This window comes from Bacillus sp. FJAT-27916, assembly GCF_001183965.1.
Classification (GTDB): domain Bacteria; phylum Bacillota; class Bacilli; order Bacillales; family Pradoshiaceae; genus Pradoshia.
In genome coordinates, this window is the sequence record NZ_LFZV01000001.1 from 3,079,697 (window position 1) to 3,095,937 (window position 16,241).

At 42.0% G+C, this 16,241-nt stretch carries 16 protein-coding genes; 4 read left to right on the forward strand and 12 right to left on the reverse strand.

Annotated elements, in window-relative coordinates; all coding sequences use genetic code 11:
- Positions 1 to 36 precede the first annotated feature (36 nt).
- The 6 genes from AC622_RS15075 to AC622_RS15100 form a co-directional block, all read right to left on the reverse strand.
- Complete coding sequence (locus AC622_RS15075) at positions 37 to 717, reverse strand: sugar transferase (protein ID WP_439802211.1); 681 nt, start codon at positions 715 to 717, stop codon at positions 37 to 39.
- 12 nt (positions 718 to 729) lie between these two features.
- Positions 730 to 1,605, reverse strand: coding sequence for a UTP--glucose-1-phosphate uridylyltransferase GalU (gene galU, locus AC622_RS15080; RefSeq protein ID WP_049671814.1), 876 nt, complete (start codon positions 1,603 to 1,605; stop codon positions 730 to 732).
- Positions 1,606 to 1,655: 50 nt separating this feature from the next.
- On the reverse strand, positions 1,656 to 3,026 hold the full coding sequence (locus AC622_RS15085) for a sugar phosphate nucleotidyltransferase (RefSeq protein WP_049671815.1): 1,371 nt from the start codon (positions 3,024 to 3,026) through the stop codon (positions 1,656 to 1,658).
- A 42-nt stretch (positions 3,027 to 3,068) separates the two neighbouring features.
- A complete protein-coding gene (locus tag AC622_RS15090; protein WP_049671816.1) occupies positions 3,069 to 3,761 on the reverse strand; it encodes a CpsD/CapB family tyrosine-protein kinase in 693 nt (230 codons plus the stop codon).
- The gene (locus tag AC622_RS15095) at positions 3,751 to 4,548 is read right to left on the reverse strand and encodes a YveK family protein (RefSeq protein ID WP_049671817.1); all 798 of its coding nucleotides are present in this window, start codon (positions 4,546 to 4,548) and stop codon (positions 3,751 to 3,753) included. Before AC622_RS15095 ends, AC622_RS15090 begins: the two co-directional genes overlap by 11 nt.
- 423 nt (positions 4,549 to 4,971) lie before the next feature.
- Positions 4,972 to 5,814, reverse strand: coding sequence for a YitT family protein (locus tag AC622_RS15100; RefSeq protein ID WP_049671818.1), 843 nt, complete (start codon positions 5,812 to 5,814; stop codon positions 4,972 to 4,974).
- A gap of 129 nt (positions 5,815 to 5,943) precedes the next feature.
- On the opposite strand from AC622_RS15100, the gene AC622_RS15105 reads away from it, so the two are divergent.
- The 4 genes from AC622_RS15105 (at position 5,944) to AC622_RS15115 (ending at position 8,693) form a co-directional block, all read left to right on the forward strand.
- Positions 5,944 to 6,804, forward strand: a complete 861-nt coding sequence (locus tag AC622_RS15105) for a DegV family protein (protein WP_049671819.1) — start codon at positions 5,944 to 5,946, stop codon at positions 6,802 to 6,804.
- 86 nt (positions 6,805 to 6,890) lie between these two features.
- Positions 6,891 to 7,025 (forward strand): DUF3941 domain-containing protein, encoded by a 135-nt coding sequence (locus tag AC622_RS20760; protein ID WP_082197160.1) that lies wholly within the window; start codon positions 6,891 to 6,893, stop codon positions 7,023 to 7,025.
- 148 nt (positions 7,026 to 7,173) lie between these two features.
- Entirely contained in the window at positions 7,174 to 7,665 is a 492-nt protein-coding gene (locus AC622_RS15110) for a YajQ family cyclic di-GMP-binding protein (RefSeq protein WP_049671820.1), read from the forward strand.
- Between the two features lie 155 nt (positions 7,666 to 7,820).
- A complete protein-coding gene (locus AC622_RS15115) occupies positions 7,821 to 8,693 on the forward strand; it encodes an SDR family oxidoreductase (RefSeq protein ID WP_049671821.1) in 873 nt (290 codons plus the stop codon).
- Between the two features lie 44 nt (positions 8,694 to 8,737).
- Here the strand turns inward: AC622_RS15115 and rbsK are convergent, their stop codons facing one another.
- The 6 genes from rbsK to AC622_RS15145 form a co-directional block, all read right to left on the reverse strand.
- On the reverse strand, positions 8,738 to 9,607 hold the full coding sequence (gene rbsK / locus AC622_RS15120) for a ribokinase (RefSeq protein WP_049671822.1): 870 nt from the start codon (positions 9,605 to 9,607) through the stop codon (positions 8,738 to 8,740).
- Between the two features lie 99 nt (positions 9,608 to 9,706).
- Positions 9,707 to 10,744, reverse strand: a complete 1,038-nt coding sequence (locus AC622_RS15125; protein ID WP_049671823.1) for a LacI family DNA-binding transcriptional regulator — start codon at positions 10,742 to 10,744, stop codon at positions 9,707 to 9,709.
- A 27-nt stretch (positions 10,745 to 10,771) separates the two neighbouring features.
- The gene (locus tag AC622_RS15130; RefSeq protein WP_049671824.1) at positions 10,772 to 12,427 is read right to left on the reverse strand and encodes a glycoside hydrolase family 13 protein; all 1,656 of its coding nucleotides are present in this window, start codon (positions 12,425 to 12,427) and stop codon (positions 10,772 to 10,774) included.
- 130 nt (positions 12,428 to 12,557) lie between these two features.
- On the reverse strand, positions 12,558 to 14,060 hold the full coding sequence (locus tag AC622_RS15135) for an alpha-amylase family glycosyl hydrolase (RefSeq protein ID WP_049671825.1): 1,503 nt from the start codon (positions 14,058 to 14,060) through the stop codon (positions 12,558 to 12,560).
- A gap of 36 nt (positions 14,061 to 14,096) precedes the next feature.
- Positions 14,097 to 14,942 carry a sugar ABC transporter permease gene (locus AC622_RS15140; RefSeq protein WP_049671826.1) on the reverse strand — a complete coding sequence of 282 codons (846 nt, stop codon included), beginning with the start codon at positions 14,940 to 14,942 and terminating at the stop codon, positions 14,097 to 14,099.
- Positions 14,942 to 16,237, reverse strand: a complete 1,296-nt coding sequence (locus AC622_RS15145; RefSeq protein WP_049673002.1) for a carbohydrate ABC transporter permease — start codon at positions 16,235 to 16,237, stop codon at positions 14,942 to 14,944. Before AC622_RS15145 ends, AC622_RS15140 begins: the two co-directional genes overlap by 1 nt.
- Positions 16,238 to 16,241 lie beyond the last annotated feature (4 nt).

Consider the following 16,241-nt stretch of genomic DNA (forward strand, 5'->3'; position numbering starts at 1 on the left):
ATGACAATCACATCTTTCCTGCCATTATCTTTCTTCTTAATAAGCATTATTAGGATAGAAAATAATGATAATCGTCTTACATATGAGCTTCACATCATAGAAGAAATGACGGTTTTGAATGTAATGCAAATCAAGCTCGACCATCTTCTCAAATCCGACGCTGCTTCTACCTGACACCTGCCATAAACCTGTGCATCCCGGAACGACCGATAGGCGCTGTTTATGATATTCGGTGTAGGTTTCAACCTCTCTAGGCAATGGCGGACGCGGGCCCACCAAACTCATCTCTCCTTTAAGAACATTCCATAGCTGCGGTAATTCATCGATACTCGTTTTGCGAATGAACCGACCAATCTTTGTGACTCTCGGATCCTCCTTCATCTTAAAGAGTGCGCCGCTGGATTCATTTTGATCCAGCAGAGAATCAATTAAGCTTTCAGCATGATGAATCATAGAACGGAATTTATACATATTGAACGTCTTACCGTCTTTCCCAACACGGACTTGCTTAAAAAATACCGGTGCCTCAGGGTCTTCTAGCTTAATTAATGCAGCTACAATAACAAACACAGGTATCAACAGAAGAAGACCTATAATCGAGAGGACGATATCCATATATCTCTTCGATAATAGATAATATTTGTTATCGTACAGCTCAATTGTTCCAACGTAAGCTTCCTGTGTAGTCCCTGCCTTTGGAGAATTCAATACATACACTCCTTTAAATTGTTATATGGTTGCTTTCACTTTCGGCATGAACTGTTCCATTTCTTCGATTACCTTCTCCTTTAGTTCTTCATCCTGCATGGCTAGTTTTATCGTCGTCAGGATATACCCTAATTTCTCTCCGACATCATATCGATTTCCCGTGAATTCATACCCGTACATGGATTGATGTTCTGCCATTTTCTGCATGGCATCCGTTAGCTGAATTTCACCTCCGTTACCTGCTTCCTGAGTCTCTAAATAGGAGAAGATCTCAGGGGTCAGGATATACCTCCCCATGATGGCATAATTAGAAGGAGGATTGCGCTTTGGCTTTTCTACCATCCTCTGAATATGGACCAGGCCGGAATCGATCAGCGGGCCATCTATTACTCCGTAACGATGTGTTTCTTCTTCCGGCACCTCTTTAATGCCAATAACAGAGGACCCGGTTTCTTCGAATTTCTCTATCAATTGTTTTAAGCATGGGACCTCTGCTTGAACGATGTCATCTCCCAATAACACCGCAAAAGGCTCATTTCCAATGAATTTACGAGCACACCAGATAGCATGACCTAATCCCTTCGGCTCTTTTTGACGAATATAGTGAATATCGACCATCGAGCTATGCTGGACCTTCTTAAGCAAATCATATTTCTCATTTTGGAATAACCGTTGTTCAAGCTCATGTGAATGATCGAAATGGTCCTCTATCGCTCTCTTCCCTTTTCCTGTGACAATTAGAATATCCTCAATTCCTGATTCAACAGCTTCCTCCACAATGTATTGAATCATCGGCTTATCAATAATAGGAAGCATCTCCTTCGGCAACGCCTTTGTCGCCGGCAATAACCGCGTACCCAGCCCCGCAGCCGGGATAATGGCCTTCTTTATCTTCAACGGTCTTCAGCTCCTCCTTTTTGTTCTTAATAACGAATTAAATAAACACACTAAAGCGTTAATGAGCTGTGAAGCGGGAGAATGTCTTCCCATTCCAAGCAGATTCGATACACATCTTCTTCGCTTAACACCGGGCCTTTTTGAACTTCGATCAATTCCATATCTGTGTGAGCTTTCAACGCATGCTTTGTTCCAGCTGGTATTTCTATAATGCTTCCAGCCCTCACCTCAAATAATTCATTGTCCAGGATGATGGACCCTTCCCCGGTAAGAATCGTCCAAATTTCTTTTCGTTGTTCATGCCTTTGATAGCTTAAACTGCTGTCAGCTCGAATGGCCATTCTTCTAGTAATCACTTCCGATTCACCCTCGTACACGGTATGATCAAGGATTTTGTACCATCCCCACCGTCTTTCCTCATACATCGGTCTTTTATTGAAATGGAAGATATATTTCTTTAAATCATGGCTGACACTTTTATCAGATACCAATATGCCATCAGGTCCTGACACAATCACAGCATTGGATATCCCAAGCACGGCTACCGGTATGTCCAGTTCATTAATGATATGCGTATTCTTAGAATCTGGGCATATAACCCCGGAGCCTTTAAAATGTTCAGACATATGCTCAGTCAATGTGCTCCAAACCCCCAAGTCCCTCCACGCTCCGTTATATGGAAGGGCTGCAATGCTCTTCGTCTTCTCTACTACCTCAAAATCAAAGCTGATTTTAGGCAATTGTTCATAATGAGCTAGAAGGTCTGCATAGTTTTGCGGCAATCCCATTTCTTCTAAGATTGAAAGTATAAAACCGAGATGAAAGGCAAAGACTCCGCAATTCCATAATGCGCCTTTCTCTATTAATTTCAGGGCATACTCATCAGATGGTTTTTCAACAAAGTGACTGACAAGAACATGGTTGTTTTGCCTTTCCTTAGGGATGATATAGCCAAAACGTGAAGATGGAATGTCCGGTTCTACTCCCATTAAAGCAATGCTTGCTCCGCTCATATCAAGTACATGCTCTAAATCCTTCACAGATTCATAGAAATCATTGTCCACATATGAATCAATCGGCAGGACAGCTACTACCTCCTCAGGAGCAATTCTCTTAACTGACGATAAATAAGCGGCTGTTAAGGCGATTGCCGGGAAAGTATCCCGTCTCTTCGGTTCGACGACTATCGGTACCTGCCCGCCCAGCTGGTTCTTCAAAATATCCATCTGCTTTATACTCGTTGCAATGACCGCTTTATCTTGCAATCCAACTTCACCAAGCTGTCTCCATACTCGCTGTGCCATCGACTCAGAGCTCCCCTTCTGACACTCCAACACCTTCAGAAATTGCTTTGAACGCGAATCATTGGATAAAGGCCATAGCCTTTGACCTGATCCCCCAGAAAGAAGAATGACTTCCATTTCCCTGCACCACTCCTTTAAAGTGTCCTTTCCTGCTACTAGTTATTGCTGAAACTCATATACTTTTGAACGGACCTGATTCCCGTTTAAGGATGCCCCTAGCAATTGCGCTTTCGAATTCTGCAATATGGTTGTCGCCTTCGCTGCTTCCTCCTTCAAGGTCTTCCCGCTCATTAACACGAGTAAGGAAGCTTCGCAAATATTTGCGATGATTTGAGTTTCTGCCGTGTAGAGAATTGGAGAGGTATCAAAGAGAATCATGTCGTATTCCGTACTCAAGATAGAGACGATTTCTTCGATTCTAGCTGCGGTTAAAAGCTCATAGGATGTCTTCGTGATAGCCCCGCTCGGGATGATATGAAGATTGGGAATATTGGAAAGACAGATGGCTTCCTCAACTGATGCCTTGCGAGCCAGAAGATCTATCAGCCCTTCAGAATGATTGATATCAAATAACTGATGGAGCTTTCCTTTTCTCAAATCTGCATCAATCATCATAACCTTTTTATCGTGCTGGGCTAATACGATACCCAAATTTGCCACGGTTGTTGTCTTGCCGTCTCCATGACCCGGAGATGTGATCATAATCGTTTGATAGTCCTTTCCGACTCGTGAATAGGTAATCCCTGAACGAAGCAGACGAAATTGTTCACTAATGACAGATTGCTTATAAAGCTGGGAATATTTCGCACGTTCTTTACTTATAAATAATTCCTTATTAATCTTACGAGTCAAGTGTACGACCTCCAATTCTTACTCCGCTGCTTTCGGTTTGCTGCTTGTTGATTCTCTTGCGGCTGACTTTAATCTCAGGGATATTCCCGACAATAGGGATTCCAAGCTCGTAGACAATATCTCTTTCATTACGAATTGTTGGATCAAGGTACTCCAGCAGAAAAGCAATTCCAATAGCACAAAACAATCCTAGAGCCAGACCAATCATCACATTCCTAATCATATCTGGGCTTAATGCTCCATAAGGCTCCTGCTCGCTTGCGGCAGCCAATATGTTGATATTATCTACTTTCATCAAGGCAATAACTTCCTGTTTAAAAACCTCGGCTATGTGATTGGCAATATCAGCCGCTGCAGCAGGATTTTTATCCTGTACAACGATTTCAACCATTTGCGAGTTCTGGGTTGTATTGACGGCTACCCGGTCATTTAAATCCATAAAGCTAGAATCCAGATTAAGGTCATCTATGACTGTTTCAATGATAGCCGGACTCTTAATCAAGGCTGTATACGTATTGATAAGCTCAATATTGGTTCTCACTTGATTCGGATCGATAGAATTTATTTCATTCTCATCCTTCTTGCTTTTCTTATCATTTGTCTGAGCCTGATTTGATGTCGTGGGATGATTGACAAGTATTTGTGTAGAAGATTCATACATGGGGGATAAAAAGAGATAGGAAATTATACCGCTGGCCAAGGTGGCGGTTAATGTCATTAATATGATTAAATTTACCCGCCTCTTCATCACATTGAGTATTTCTTTGAAACTAACTGTATCTTCCATACCTACCTCCACATTTTGCATTTTTGTTCTTAAAAGAGAACTTATTGTTGATTGTAGTACAGAAAATCTGAAATGAAAACAGTGTTTTATTGTCGAATTTTGCAGTGTAGTTCTCTGATTCAGTTTCTCCTCCTATACATAACCAATGTATTCACTTGCCCTTTTCGTATTCCTATATATTTCACAAAGTAAGAATCACTCTCTAAACAACATCATCTTTATAGCGAACAAGCATAGAATCATTTTTTCACTAAACAAATTTCTGAGAAATCACGAACGGCTATTTCTTTCATTCCATCCTATTACGATTAAATCATTTTTTGTCGTAAGCGCTTTCTTTATTGAGAATACACCTTCTTTCCGGACAATAGTCCCAATAGAAAAACACCTTCCCCAGTTGAGGAAGGTGCCTATTGGCACTGTTTAATCTTTTCTAAACGATCCGATTACTCCGGTGGATTGTACGATATTTGTAAAGGCCTGCGGGTCAACCTGCTGAATAATACTTTGTAAATCATACAGCTCATATCGGCTAATGACAATCATGAGCATATATTTATCCTCGCCTGTGAAAGCACCAACGGCCGGAATCATTGTAATTCCTCTGACCAGCTTGGAGTGAATGGCCTTCTTCAGCTCATCTGCATGCTTGGTCACAATCATCGCCGTTACCTTTATATGTCTTGTATGGATTGCGTCAATTACTCTTGTGGATACATAGAGAGAGACAAGTGTGTAAAGTGCCTGCTCTTCAGAATACATGAGCCCTGCAATCACAACAATCGCACCGTTCAAAATCAGGAAGTAGATCCCGATTGGTTTATCATTAATTCGTGAGAGAATCATGGCGACGATATCCATACCGCCTGTTGACGCACCGAAACGCAGGGTAATCCCCACACCAGCTGAACCGATGACACCGCCGAAAACAGCATTAAGTAAAATATCATCCGAGAAGGATTGCACTGGTATTACTTCTAAGAAGAAAGACATTAATACAACAGCCATAAAGCTATAAAATGTAAATGATTTCCCAACCTTAAACCATGCTAAAATAGCAATTGGAATATTCAATAGTAAAACGAGAACACCAGTGGATATTTCAATATTTGTGAAGATACTGAACGCAGCAGAAATAATTTGAGCTGTTCCAGTAAATCCACTTGCGAAGACATTAGCAGGGATTAAGAAAAAGTTCATGGCGATTGCGTTTAATACAGCCCCCACTATGACAGCAATTATTTTTTTTGTTTCATTCCAAACCAATCTTTGTTCCTCCTTAGATGGTATCTATCCATAAACATGATAAAATAAAGTTATAGACAAATTGTGATTTTTCTTTATAATGATTAAACTGTTACTAAAATGAATATTAAAAAAAGAAGGTGCTTTAAAATGAATGTCCAAATTATAGCAGACAGTGCCAGCGATTTGCCATTGGAATACTTCAAAGACAACAATATCATTCTCATACCATTAAAAGTTCATATGGATAATGAAGAATTTAACGATTTAGTGACTATTCAGCCTAAGGTTGTCTATGATGCCATGCGAAATGGGAAAGCCCCTAAAACTTCTCAGGCATCACCTCAAGACTTTTATGAAGCGTTCAGACAGCTTGCGAAGGATAAGCAGCAAGGCTTGTATATTGCCTTTTCCTCCGAGTTAAGCGGTACATATCAAACAGCTGTCATGATGCGTGATGAGGTAAAAGCAGAGTTTCCTGAATTTGAGCTTGAGATCGTTGATAGCAAATGTGCCTCTTTAGGCCTTGGACTTGCTGTTATGGAAGTGGCACGCCATGCAGCTAAAGGAGCAAGCTTATCTGATTTGACTGAAATCGCCAAATTCCAATGCGCTCATATGGAGCATCTATTCACTGTAGCTGACTTGACCTACTTGGCTCGCGGCGGACGTATCTCAAAATCTTCCGCATTTATCGGCGGTCTTTTAAATATCAAACCGCTGCTTAATGTGGAAGAAGGCAAATTGATTCCACTTGAAAAATTCCGCGGAAAGAAAAAATTAATGCGCGCCGTCATGGATACAATGAAAGAACGCGGCGACCGTCTCGACCACCAAATCATCGGCATCAGTCATGGTGATGACATGAAAGAAGCGTTAGAATACAAGGCTCTCATTGAAGAGACATTCCATCCAAAATCTGTTTATATTTCATCAGTCGGTGCAACAGTCGGTGCTCACTCAGGTCCTGGGACCATTGCAATCTTTTTCTTGAATCAGCTTCCTGAATAAACCATTTAGTGCATACATTATTTTTCCCCATTCACACCATACTAGACATGAATCAATCAATTAATTGGTCTAGGAGGCAATAAATAATGTCATATCATACATCTGACAATGATAAGAAAGCACGTGATAACCAAGCGAAGCATGAGATTAAAAATATTCAAGAAGAACAAAATCGAAAAGCTGGAAAAAAATCATTTTCCAAAAAAACCGATCATTTATGATGAAATCATAATTTACATCTTATAACGACTAAATAGAGGATTTCAATCAAAATCCTCTATTTTTTATTGAAATTGAATAAGTTCGGAATATTTCCTATAATAGGCTCTGAATGAGACTGCTTGAAAACAAGAAATTGGAGGGATCCATATGGCAAAAGAAAGCTCCTTTGATGTAGTATCAAAAATAGATTTTTCAGAGGTAACGAACGCTGTGACCCAAGCAATGAAAGAAGTAAAAACCCGTTATGATTTTAAGGGAAGCAAAAGTGACATTAAACTCGAAAGCGAAGAGCTTGTATTAGTCTCCGATGATGAATACAAACTTGGCCAGCTTAAAGACGTACTTCTCAGCAAATTAATTAAGCGCGGTGTTCCTATCAAAAATTTAGATTATGGAAAAATTGAGGGTGCATCCGGCGGGACTGTCCGCCAAAGGGCTAAGCTTGTCCAAGGTATCGATAAAGATAATGCAAAGAAAATCAACCTAATCGTAAAGAATGCCGGTACAAAGGTTAAATCACAGATTCAAGAAGACCAAATCCGTGTGACCGGTAAAAGCAAGGATGACCTTCAACAAGTCATTGCAGCGATTCGAGAGGCAGATTTATCAATAGAGGTTCAATTTATTAATTTCAGATAAAGAAACGGGAAGCAGAGATTCCATGCCTGCTTCCTTTTTTCATTTAAAAGAGACAATGCCTCAGAGTCACTCATCCTAAAATTACATTTTAAGGTTTCTTTTTCCTGATATGAGGAATAACAATAGAGACCAACGTTAAGAAAGGATGATTTAAGATGAACGAAGATATTACATTAGGAAAAGACGGATTCCCGAAACAGGCGCAAGATGTGCAGCCTGGAATGACAGAAGAGATGCATCCTCATCCAATTGAAGTGGATGAAAATTATAAAGGCAGCGATAAACTGAAAGGAAAAACAGCCATCATCACAGGAGGTGACAGCGGAATTGGCCGTTCGGTCTCCCTCTACTTTGCCAAGGAAGGCGCAGATGTAGCCATTGTCTATTTGAATGAGCATGAAGATGCCAATAAAACGAAAGATATGGTAGAGAAAGAAGGCGTCCGCTGCATGCTGCTCTCAGGAGATGTCGGGGACAGCTCATTTTGCCGTGAGGTTGTCGATAAAGTAAAATCCGAATTCGGCAAGATTGATATCCTAATCAATAATGCGGCTGAACAGCATGTGAAGGAAAGCCTTTTAGATATCAGTGATGAACAGTTGGAGAAAACTTTCCGAACAAATATCTTCTCCATGTTTTATTTAACTAAAGCAGTCCTTCCTCATTTATCGAAAGGTAGTTCCATTATCAATACAGCATCCATCACAGCCTATCAAGGAAACCCTCAGCTTATTGATTACTCCTCCACCAAGGGAGCAATTGTTTCCTTTACAAGGGCATTAGCCAATAATATTGCTGACAAAGGCATTCGCGTGAACGGTGTAGCACCAGGTCCAATCTGGACACCGCTCATCCCGGCAACGTTCCCGGCAGATAAAGTGAAGGAATTTGGCCAAAACGCACCGCTTGGCCGTGCTGGACAGCCAGCAGAGTTAGCTCCAGCCTATGTTTACTTAGCGAGTGATGATTCTTCTTATGTGAGCGGACAAGTAATCCATGTAAACGGCGGCTCAGTCGTGAATGGTTAAATAAAGAATACCCCCGGCTTTCGTTCTGAGGCCGGGGGTTTATTTTATTGAGAAAATTGATTCAACATCTCTTTAGTGGGCATTCCTTTTTGGGCACCCATTTTCGTAATAGAGAGAGCTGCTGCTTTATTAGCAAAACGGATAGCTTCCCCAAGCTTGCTGCCTTCACAAATCGCTACGCCCAGTGCTCCATTAAAGGTATCTCCTGCACCGGTCGTATCACAAACCTTGACCGAATGGGCAGGAATCTGCCTTTTCTTTCCATCTTCATAATAGAGTACTCCCTCATCACCCAATGTGATGATGAGCTTCGAATATAGTTCTTCATTGGAAAAATCCTCTAAAAGGGCCTGATATTCATGCTCATTAGGCGTTATGTAATCGGCTGACTGAACGATTTCTGCGGGCAGCTGTGTGATTGGTGCCGGATTTAAAATAGTCCTGGTACCGGCCGCTTTCGCAATCTCCAGTGCCTTTTGCACACAATCAAGCGGTACTTCAAGCTGAACAAGAAGCAGATCACTTTCTTCTATTAGACTCCTGTTCTCTTCAATCCATTCAGGCTTCAACTTATGATTAGCTCCTGGTACAACAATAATGCGGTTATCCCCTTCAGAAAGGATGATACTAGCTGTTCCGCTCGAACCCTCAACTCTTTTGACTGCCTCGGTCTGTATACCTTCTTTCTTCAGAACCTCTAGAAGCTCATCCCCTAAATAATCTCTTCCAAGACAGCCAATCATGGATACCTCTGCTCCGAGTCTGGCTGCAGCAACAGCCTGATTGGCTCCCTTCCCGCCTGGCATGGTCGCAAATGTCCCTCCCATGACGGTTTCTCCCGCTACAGGTACTTTTTTTACCGATGTAACCAGGTCCATATTAATACTTCCTACTACTACGATTTTGATTGTCATCAAATCACCTCATCTTTTATATAAGATTCCCTTCTAAAAGGCAACCTCATCTCAACCGGTCAGTAGAACATAAAGAAGCTTAGGAGCAATCTCCCAAGCTTATTGGTTTCTTCCTCCGTTTATTTCCGCAACGGATGAGCGCAGCACGAGCTGATAAGGAACAATCATCCTCATAGCCGGACTATCAGGCTCTTTAATTCTCGTTAACAGTAATTTCACGGCCTGGTAACCGAGCGATTCAATATTGATATCGACGGAGGACAGAGGCGGCTTAGATAATTGTGCTAGCAACACATTATTGAAGCTGAAAACAGAAATATCCCCAGGAACATCTATCCCTAGTTCATCTAGCATATTCAGCACACCAAGGCTCATAAAATCATCCGCGACAATCAAGGCAGTTGGAGAATTCTCCAAGTTCATCAACCGCTTAACCGCTTCCTTTCCGCCTTCTAGCATGAAGTCTTCGTGTATAGCATATTCCTTACGCATTGGAATTCCCGCTTCCTTAAGCGCTGCCTCATAGCCCTTCACCCGCTCTATCGTGACAACAAGGTCCGCATTCCCGCCTATAAAGGCGATATCGGTGTGGCCGCAATCCAGCAAGTATTGCGCTACATCCTTGCCAGCCTGAAAGTTATCATTATCCACATGGCTGATACTGCTTTCATATTGATACGGTTTGCCGATGACTACGAATGGAAAATTTGCTTTCCTTAAATAATGAAGCACCTTATCGCCGACCTTCGAATAGAGAAGAATCAACCCGTCCACACGACCGCCATGAACCATTTTCTCTACTTCCCCGTAAATCTCCTCTTCGGTAATCCCCGTCGTGATCTGAAGGCCAAGGCGGTCATCATGCGCCGCCTGGCTCAGCCCCTTCATAACTGTTGGAAAGAAGGGATTTAGGAATGATCCGTCCCCTGATTTCGGCATGATGATACCAAGTACATCACTTGATTTACTAGCCAGACTTCTTGCGATGAAGTTCGGGTGATAACCAAGTTCACTCATCGCCTTCCGCACTTTTCTCTTTGTCTTTTCACTGATTCGCGGATTGTTGGCAATCACTCTTGATACTGTAGACGGAGCCACATTTGCCAATTTTGCAACATCCTTTATGGTTACTGCCATACAATCAGCCTTCCTTTCTTAGCAGCTTTACAGGAGATACACAACCGTCTCATAGGGAGATAGGAGGAATGGATTTGATTGCCTGTCCTTCTTCTCATAATTGCTTAGGATCATTTCCATCTCTTTACCGGCAAAATCCGGCAATTCAACGGCTTGCTCTTCTCTGCTGAAATTATTAATAATTAATGCCGTCTGTTTCCCGTCATTACGAGAATAGGCGAATATATGCTGATCATCTTCCAAATGAAGCTTGAAATCCCCATAAATTAAGCATTCATGCTGTTTACGCAGCTGAATCATCTGCTTATAGAAATGAAGAATAGATTGAGGATCATCCTCTTGCTTCCTCACATTGATTTCTTGATAGTTAGGATTGACCTTCATCCAAGGCGTTCCCTTCGTGAAACCAGAATTGGACGATGAATCCCATTGCATCGGAGTTCGCGAATTATCTCTTCCGCTCTTCCAGATGATTTTCATTAGTTCTTCATGACTCCTGCCCTTTGCAAGCTCCATATAGTAGAAATTCTTCATGCTAATATCATCATAATCCATTATGGATTCAAATGAGACATTCGTCATCCCAATTTCCTGACCTTGATAAATAAAAGGTGTTCCCTGCATGAAGAAATACATGGCGCCAAGCATCTTAGCGCTCTCTTTCCAATATTTCTGATCATCTCCAAGTGTCGAGACAATTCTAGGTTTATCATGATTTTCGATAAATAGAGCATTCCACCCTTTGCCATGCAAGCCTGTCTGCCATTTATTCATGATTGCTTTATAGGCTGCAAGGTCGAGCTCGGTTTCTGATTCCTTCTCCCACAGAGCCAAATGCTCAAATTGAAAGACCATATTAAAGGCGCCAATCTCCTCATTCACCCAAGGGTCAGAATTCTCACTGCTCACCCCGCTGGCTTCACCGACTGTCATGATATCATAGCGAGAGAATGTTCTTTCTTTAAGCTCCTGGAGAATATCATGAATACCCTCTTGATTCGTATAGAAGGAGAAGCCAGGAATCTGTGACTGGTCATCGGCTTCGGCATTAGGGAAGCCTTCTTTTTTCTTAATATGGCTTATAGCATCAATTCTGAATCCATCAATGCCCTTATCAAGCCACCAGTTAATCATACGATAGACCTCTTCGCGCATCTCCTTGTTTTCCCAGTTCAGATCAGGCTGCTTTTTCGCAAAGACATGCAAATAATATTGCCCGCTTGCCTTATCATACTCCCAGGCACTTCCTGAGAAGATGCTCTCCCAGTTGTTTGGCAGCACATCCTCTGCCCCATCGCTCCAAATATACCAATCCCGTTTTGGAGAATCAGGAGAAGATTTGGATTCAATAAACCATGGATGCTCATCACTTGTATGATTAACAACCAAATCCATGATCAGCTTCATCCCCCGTTTATGCACTTCAGCCAGTAAACGGTCAAAATCCTCCATCGTACCAAATTCATCCATAATATCTTGATAATCACTAATATCATATCCATTATCTTCATTTGGCGATTGATAAATAGGACATACCCAAATCACATCAATCCCTAAGTCTTTAATATAATCAAGCTTACTGATGATGCCTTTTAAATCGCCAATTCCATCTCCATTTGAATCCATGAAGCTTTTCGGATAGATTTGATAACAAACTGCTTCTTTCCACCATCTCTTTTTCATAAGCACCCTACCTCACTCAACTCTTTTTCTCCATCAAGCATTCGAAGCCCCCATTCCTACAGGCCCAAAATACAGGTGAAATCATGCAAAAGAAGGGAGCGCTTACACTCCCCCTATATTTTCGCTATCTTTAATTCGTTTGTCTACCCCTTTTCCTCGCAAGGATCAAGAAAAGGATAAAGGCAATAGGAACTAAAATAAGAACAGCCAGGAAGCCATAATTTATGCCAGATTCCTTTTCTACCAAGTAAACTTCGGCCATCTCCCGCTCTAGGGTAATACTAAATGTACCATTCTGTTCCCTGACAAGATCTGTATTCAATTTTCCTCGAAGCTCTTGATTGTCCTGAATAAAGGCTGAATCAAGCTGAATCGTTTTTGTTTTCGAACTGTTATTGATAGCTGCAATCATTGTCTGCTCTTCTGTTTCTCTTTTAAAAACAACCATCCCATCCTCTGATTGCAGGAGCTCCAAATCACCCGTCCTTAGTGCAGGGTACTCTTTCCTAAGAGCAGATAACTGTTTCATATAATCTATGAGCTCTTCGTCTGTGCGGAAATTCATCATTCGATGGTTGTCCGGCTTTTCTCCGCCATTCAAGGCAATCTCAGAACCATAGGTTACAACAGGGATACCCGGCATTGTATACATATAGGTTAAAGCCATCTTCCACCGTGTCCCTGGAAATTGCTTAGCCCGCTCAGTTTCCTTCGTAAATCTTTCTGTGCGCTCTGTATCGACTGAAATGCCTGTGGTATAAGGAGTGTTTAAGGCTCCAAAAAGCGTCTCCCATCTCTTAAACAGGCTGTCCATCTCAACATCTGTCGTTGAAAATGCCTCCCTCATGCCCGTCATCTGCTCTTCATCGAGCATGCCAATGCCCAGCTTCTCTGCTTTATCTGCATCCACATCTCCGATAAAAAAGAAATCCGGACGGTCTTCCCTGATTGCACTAATCATTTCTTCCCAGAAAGACTGGGGTACATAATTCATATAAATAAGCCGATAACCATCAATACCGGTTTCCTTAATCCACCATTTGGCCGCATCAATTAAATAGCTTGAAACCTCCGGATTTTCCTGCGCTAAGTCTGGTTTTCCATCGAGCCAGCCAGTCTCTTGCTTGTCCGTTTGTCCGTTTTCTGTGATGGCTCTCTCTTCATGGAACCAGTCCTTCTTACCATTCTCTTCAAGCCACGGATGACCTTCCCCGACATGATTCACCTGAAAATCCAGCATAATCTTCATATCGCGATCATGTGCTTCCTTGACCAGCTTTCTCAATTCCTCCATTGTTCCATAGTTCTCATTAACGGCCGTAAAATCATGCGGCGAACCGCCCGTATAATCTCCGTTCATGTTTTGGATAACAGGATTGAGCGCAATGGCCGTAAATCCCATTTCCTTTATGTAATCCAGCTTTTCCGTAATACCTGCAAAGTCTCCCCCTTGATAGGTGTTCATATCATCAATATTGACTTCCTGATCATTTTGCGTATTACCGTTGTAAAATCTGTCTACCATTACATAGTAAATGGCATCATCCTGCCAGTCCGCCGCACTTCCCGGTTTAGAAAAAAGCGGGAAGAGAAGAAGCGGTACAAGCAGGATGACGATGAGTTTTTTCAGCATATTTTGTCCCCCCAAGATTATCCATACAGGATAACCTTATCCTTTCGTCCCTCCTGCCGTCAAACCAGAAACAAAATATTTTTGTAATAGTAAGAAAAGGAGGGCAATAGGGATGGCAATCAAGACAGAACCAGCTGCGAACTTGGTAAATTCAGCTCCAAACTGCTTACCGACCATTGAGTATAACCCAACCGCAAGCGTATACTTCTCACTCGAGCTGATGAGAATCTTTGCAAGAATGAAATCACCAAAAGGAGCCACGAATGAGAATAGAGCCACAACCGCAATAATTGGTTTAGCTAGCGGCATAACAATCTGGAAGAAAATCCGCAAGTGTCCCGCACCATCCATTTTCGCACTTTCATCCAGGTCACGCGGAATGGTATCCAAATATCCTTTCATCAGCCATGTGTTCATTGGAATCTGACCGCCGACATAGAGCAGTACCAAACCAAGATGGGTATCAAGCAAACCTGTTCTCATCGCCAGCACATAGATAGCAATAAGCGCAGCGAAGTTCGGAATCATTTGTAGAATTAAGAATGTCATCAACCCGTTTTTCCGTCCGACAAAGCGGTAGCGGGAAAATGCGTAAGCAGTAAAGGAGACGGAGATGACCGTCAACACCATCGTCATCACACTGATTTTGATGGAGTTAAAATACCAGAGCAGATAATCACTGTTTTCTAAATCGAATAATTCCTTGTAATGGCTTAATGTCGCATTATCCGGAATCATCTTGGAGCCTGATAAGCTGTCGCCCGGGTTAAAGGAGGAGCCGATAATCCAGAGAACAGGATAGATGATGATGGCAAACATAATGCCGATGACAAGATAGGTTAATGATAAACGGACGAACTTTCTGCTATTCTTACTCTTCATCACATCATATCCTCCTCTTGGAATGATTTTGTTCTCTTAAACTGCCACAAGGCGACAGACATGACAATCAAGGAAAGAATCATTGTAATAGCCGCTGCTTTTCCATATTGTCCAGCAGTCATGGTTAAACGGTAGATCCAGGAAATCAAAATGTCTGTTCCCCATGCGTTCTGTCCAGCAATCGCCGGTCCGCCATTATTAAATAAGAAGATAATATTAAAGTTATTGAAATTAAATGTGTATTGCGTGATGATAATCGGCGCTGTCGCATAAAGCACGAGCGGAAGGGTAATCTTCCTGAATTTTTGCCATACATTTGCCCCGTCAATTGTAGCTGCTTCATACAGGTCTTCCGAAATGGATTGCAGGACACCCGTTGTCATCGCAAAGATGAATGGGAAACCAAGCCACCCTTGAATCAGAATCAGTGCCAGTCTCGTCCAGTTGGATTCTGTCATCCAGCTGATTGGATCAATGCCGAGGCTAGCCAGGATGGTCGTGTTAATGACACCGAATGATTCATTGAACATTCCTGAGAATACCAAGATCGATACAAACGCCGGAACTGCCCATGGCAAAATGAATACTGTTCGTATAATGGCTTTCCCTTTAAGATCCTTTTGGTTCACCAGTACTGCCAGGAATATTCCCAATGCCACTTGGAGGGTGGTTGCCGCAAATGTCCAAATAAGCGTCCAGCCAAACACATTGAAGAAGGTCTTTCTCCAAATATCAATCTTGAAAATATCAATAAAGTTTTGCAGCCCAACCCAATCAACCAAATTTGCCGGCGGAGAATGGTAGAGATCATAGCTCGTAAAGGCGAGCAGGAATGAAAAGATAATGGGAAAGATGACGACGAAAACGAGCAGCAATACTCCCGGTGATATAATCAAATACGGGAACCCATTATCAATCAAATTTTGATACTGTTCACGCAAGGAATTTAAAGGAATCCCTAAATCTCTCTTTTTTCCATTCTGATAAGCATCAAATAGGTTGATTCCATATATCACAAGCCCGATGACCGTAATCAGGAGTGCTAGAATTCCATCAATTAATAAACGAATCGAATGATCGAGCATCGGAATCTCTCCGAGTGTGATCAATCCCCAGAATCCTAAATTTAATGTTTGAAAGAATGTAGCAAGATAAATAATGGTTAGGATTAAATACATGGACCCTTTAAGCTTCTGCCCATTATAGAACTGTCCAACCCCAGGTATAATTGAGAGCAGCAAGGCATTCCTCGCGTGTTTCGTCCGCGTTGCTTGTGGCTCGATGTTCATTTGCAGACTT

Bases quoted from the DNA above. Each gene is read 5' to 3' on its own strand.
- AC622_RS15085 (WP_049671815.1), bottom strand. From the start codon at position 3,026: ATGGAAGTCATTCTTCTTTCTGGGGGATCAGGTCAAAGGCTATGGCCT.
- AC622_RS15095 (WP_049671817.1), bottom strand. From the start codon at position 4,548: ATGGAAGATACAGTTAGTTTCAAAGAAATACTCAATGTGATGAAGAGG.
- AC622_RS15105 (WP_049671819.1), top strand. From the start codon at position 5,944: ATGAATGTCCAAATTATAGCAGACAGTGCCAGCGATTTGCCATTGGAA.
- AC622_RS20760 (WP_082197160.1), top strand. From the start codon at position 6,891: ATGTCATATCATACATCTGACAATGATAAGAAAGCACGTGATAACCAA.
- AC622_RS15110 (WP_049671820.1), top strand. From the start codon at position 7,174: ATGGCAAAAGAAAGCTCCTTTGATGTAGTATCAAAAATAGATTTTTCA.
- AC622_RS15115 (WP_049671821.1), top strand. From the start codon at position 7,821: ATGAACGAAGATATTACATTAGGAAAAGACGGATTCCCGAAACAGGCG.
- rbsK (WP_049671822.1), bottom strand. From the start codon at position 9,607: ATGACAATCAAAATCGTAGTAGTAGGAAGTATTAATATGGACCTGGTT.
- AC622_RS15125 (WP_049671823.1), bottom strand. From the start codon at position 10,744: ATGGCAGTAACCATAAAGGATGTTGCAAAATTGGCAAATGTGGCTCCG.
- AC622_RS15130 (WP_049671824.1), bottom strand. From the start codon at position 12,427: ATGAAAAAGAGATGGTGGAAAGAAGCAGTTTGTTATCAAATCTATCCG.
- AC622_RS15135 (WP_049671825.1), bottom strand. From the start codon at position 14,060: ATGCTGAAAAAACTCATCGTCATCCTGCTTGTACCGCTTCTTCTCTTC.
- AC622_RS15140 (WP_049671826.1), bottom strand. From the start codon at position 14,942: ATGAAGAGTAAGAATAGCAGAAAGTTCGTCCGTTTATCATTAACCTAT.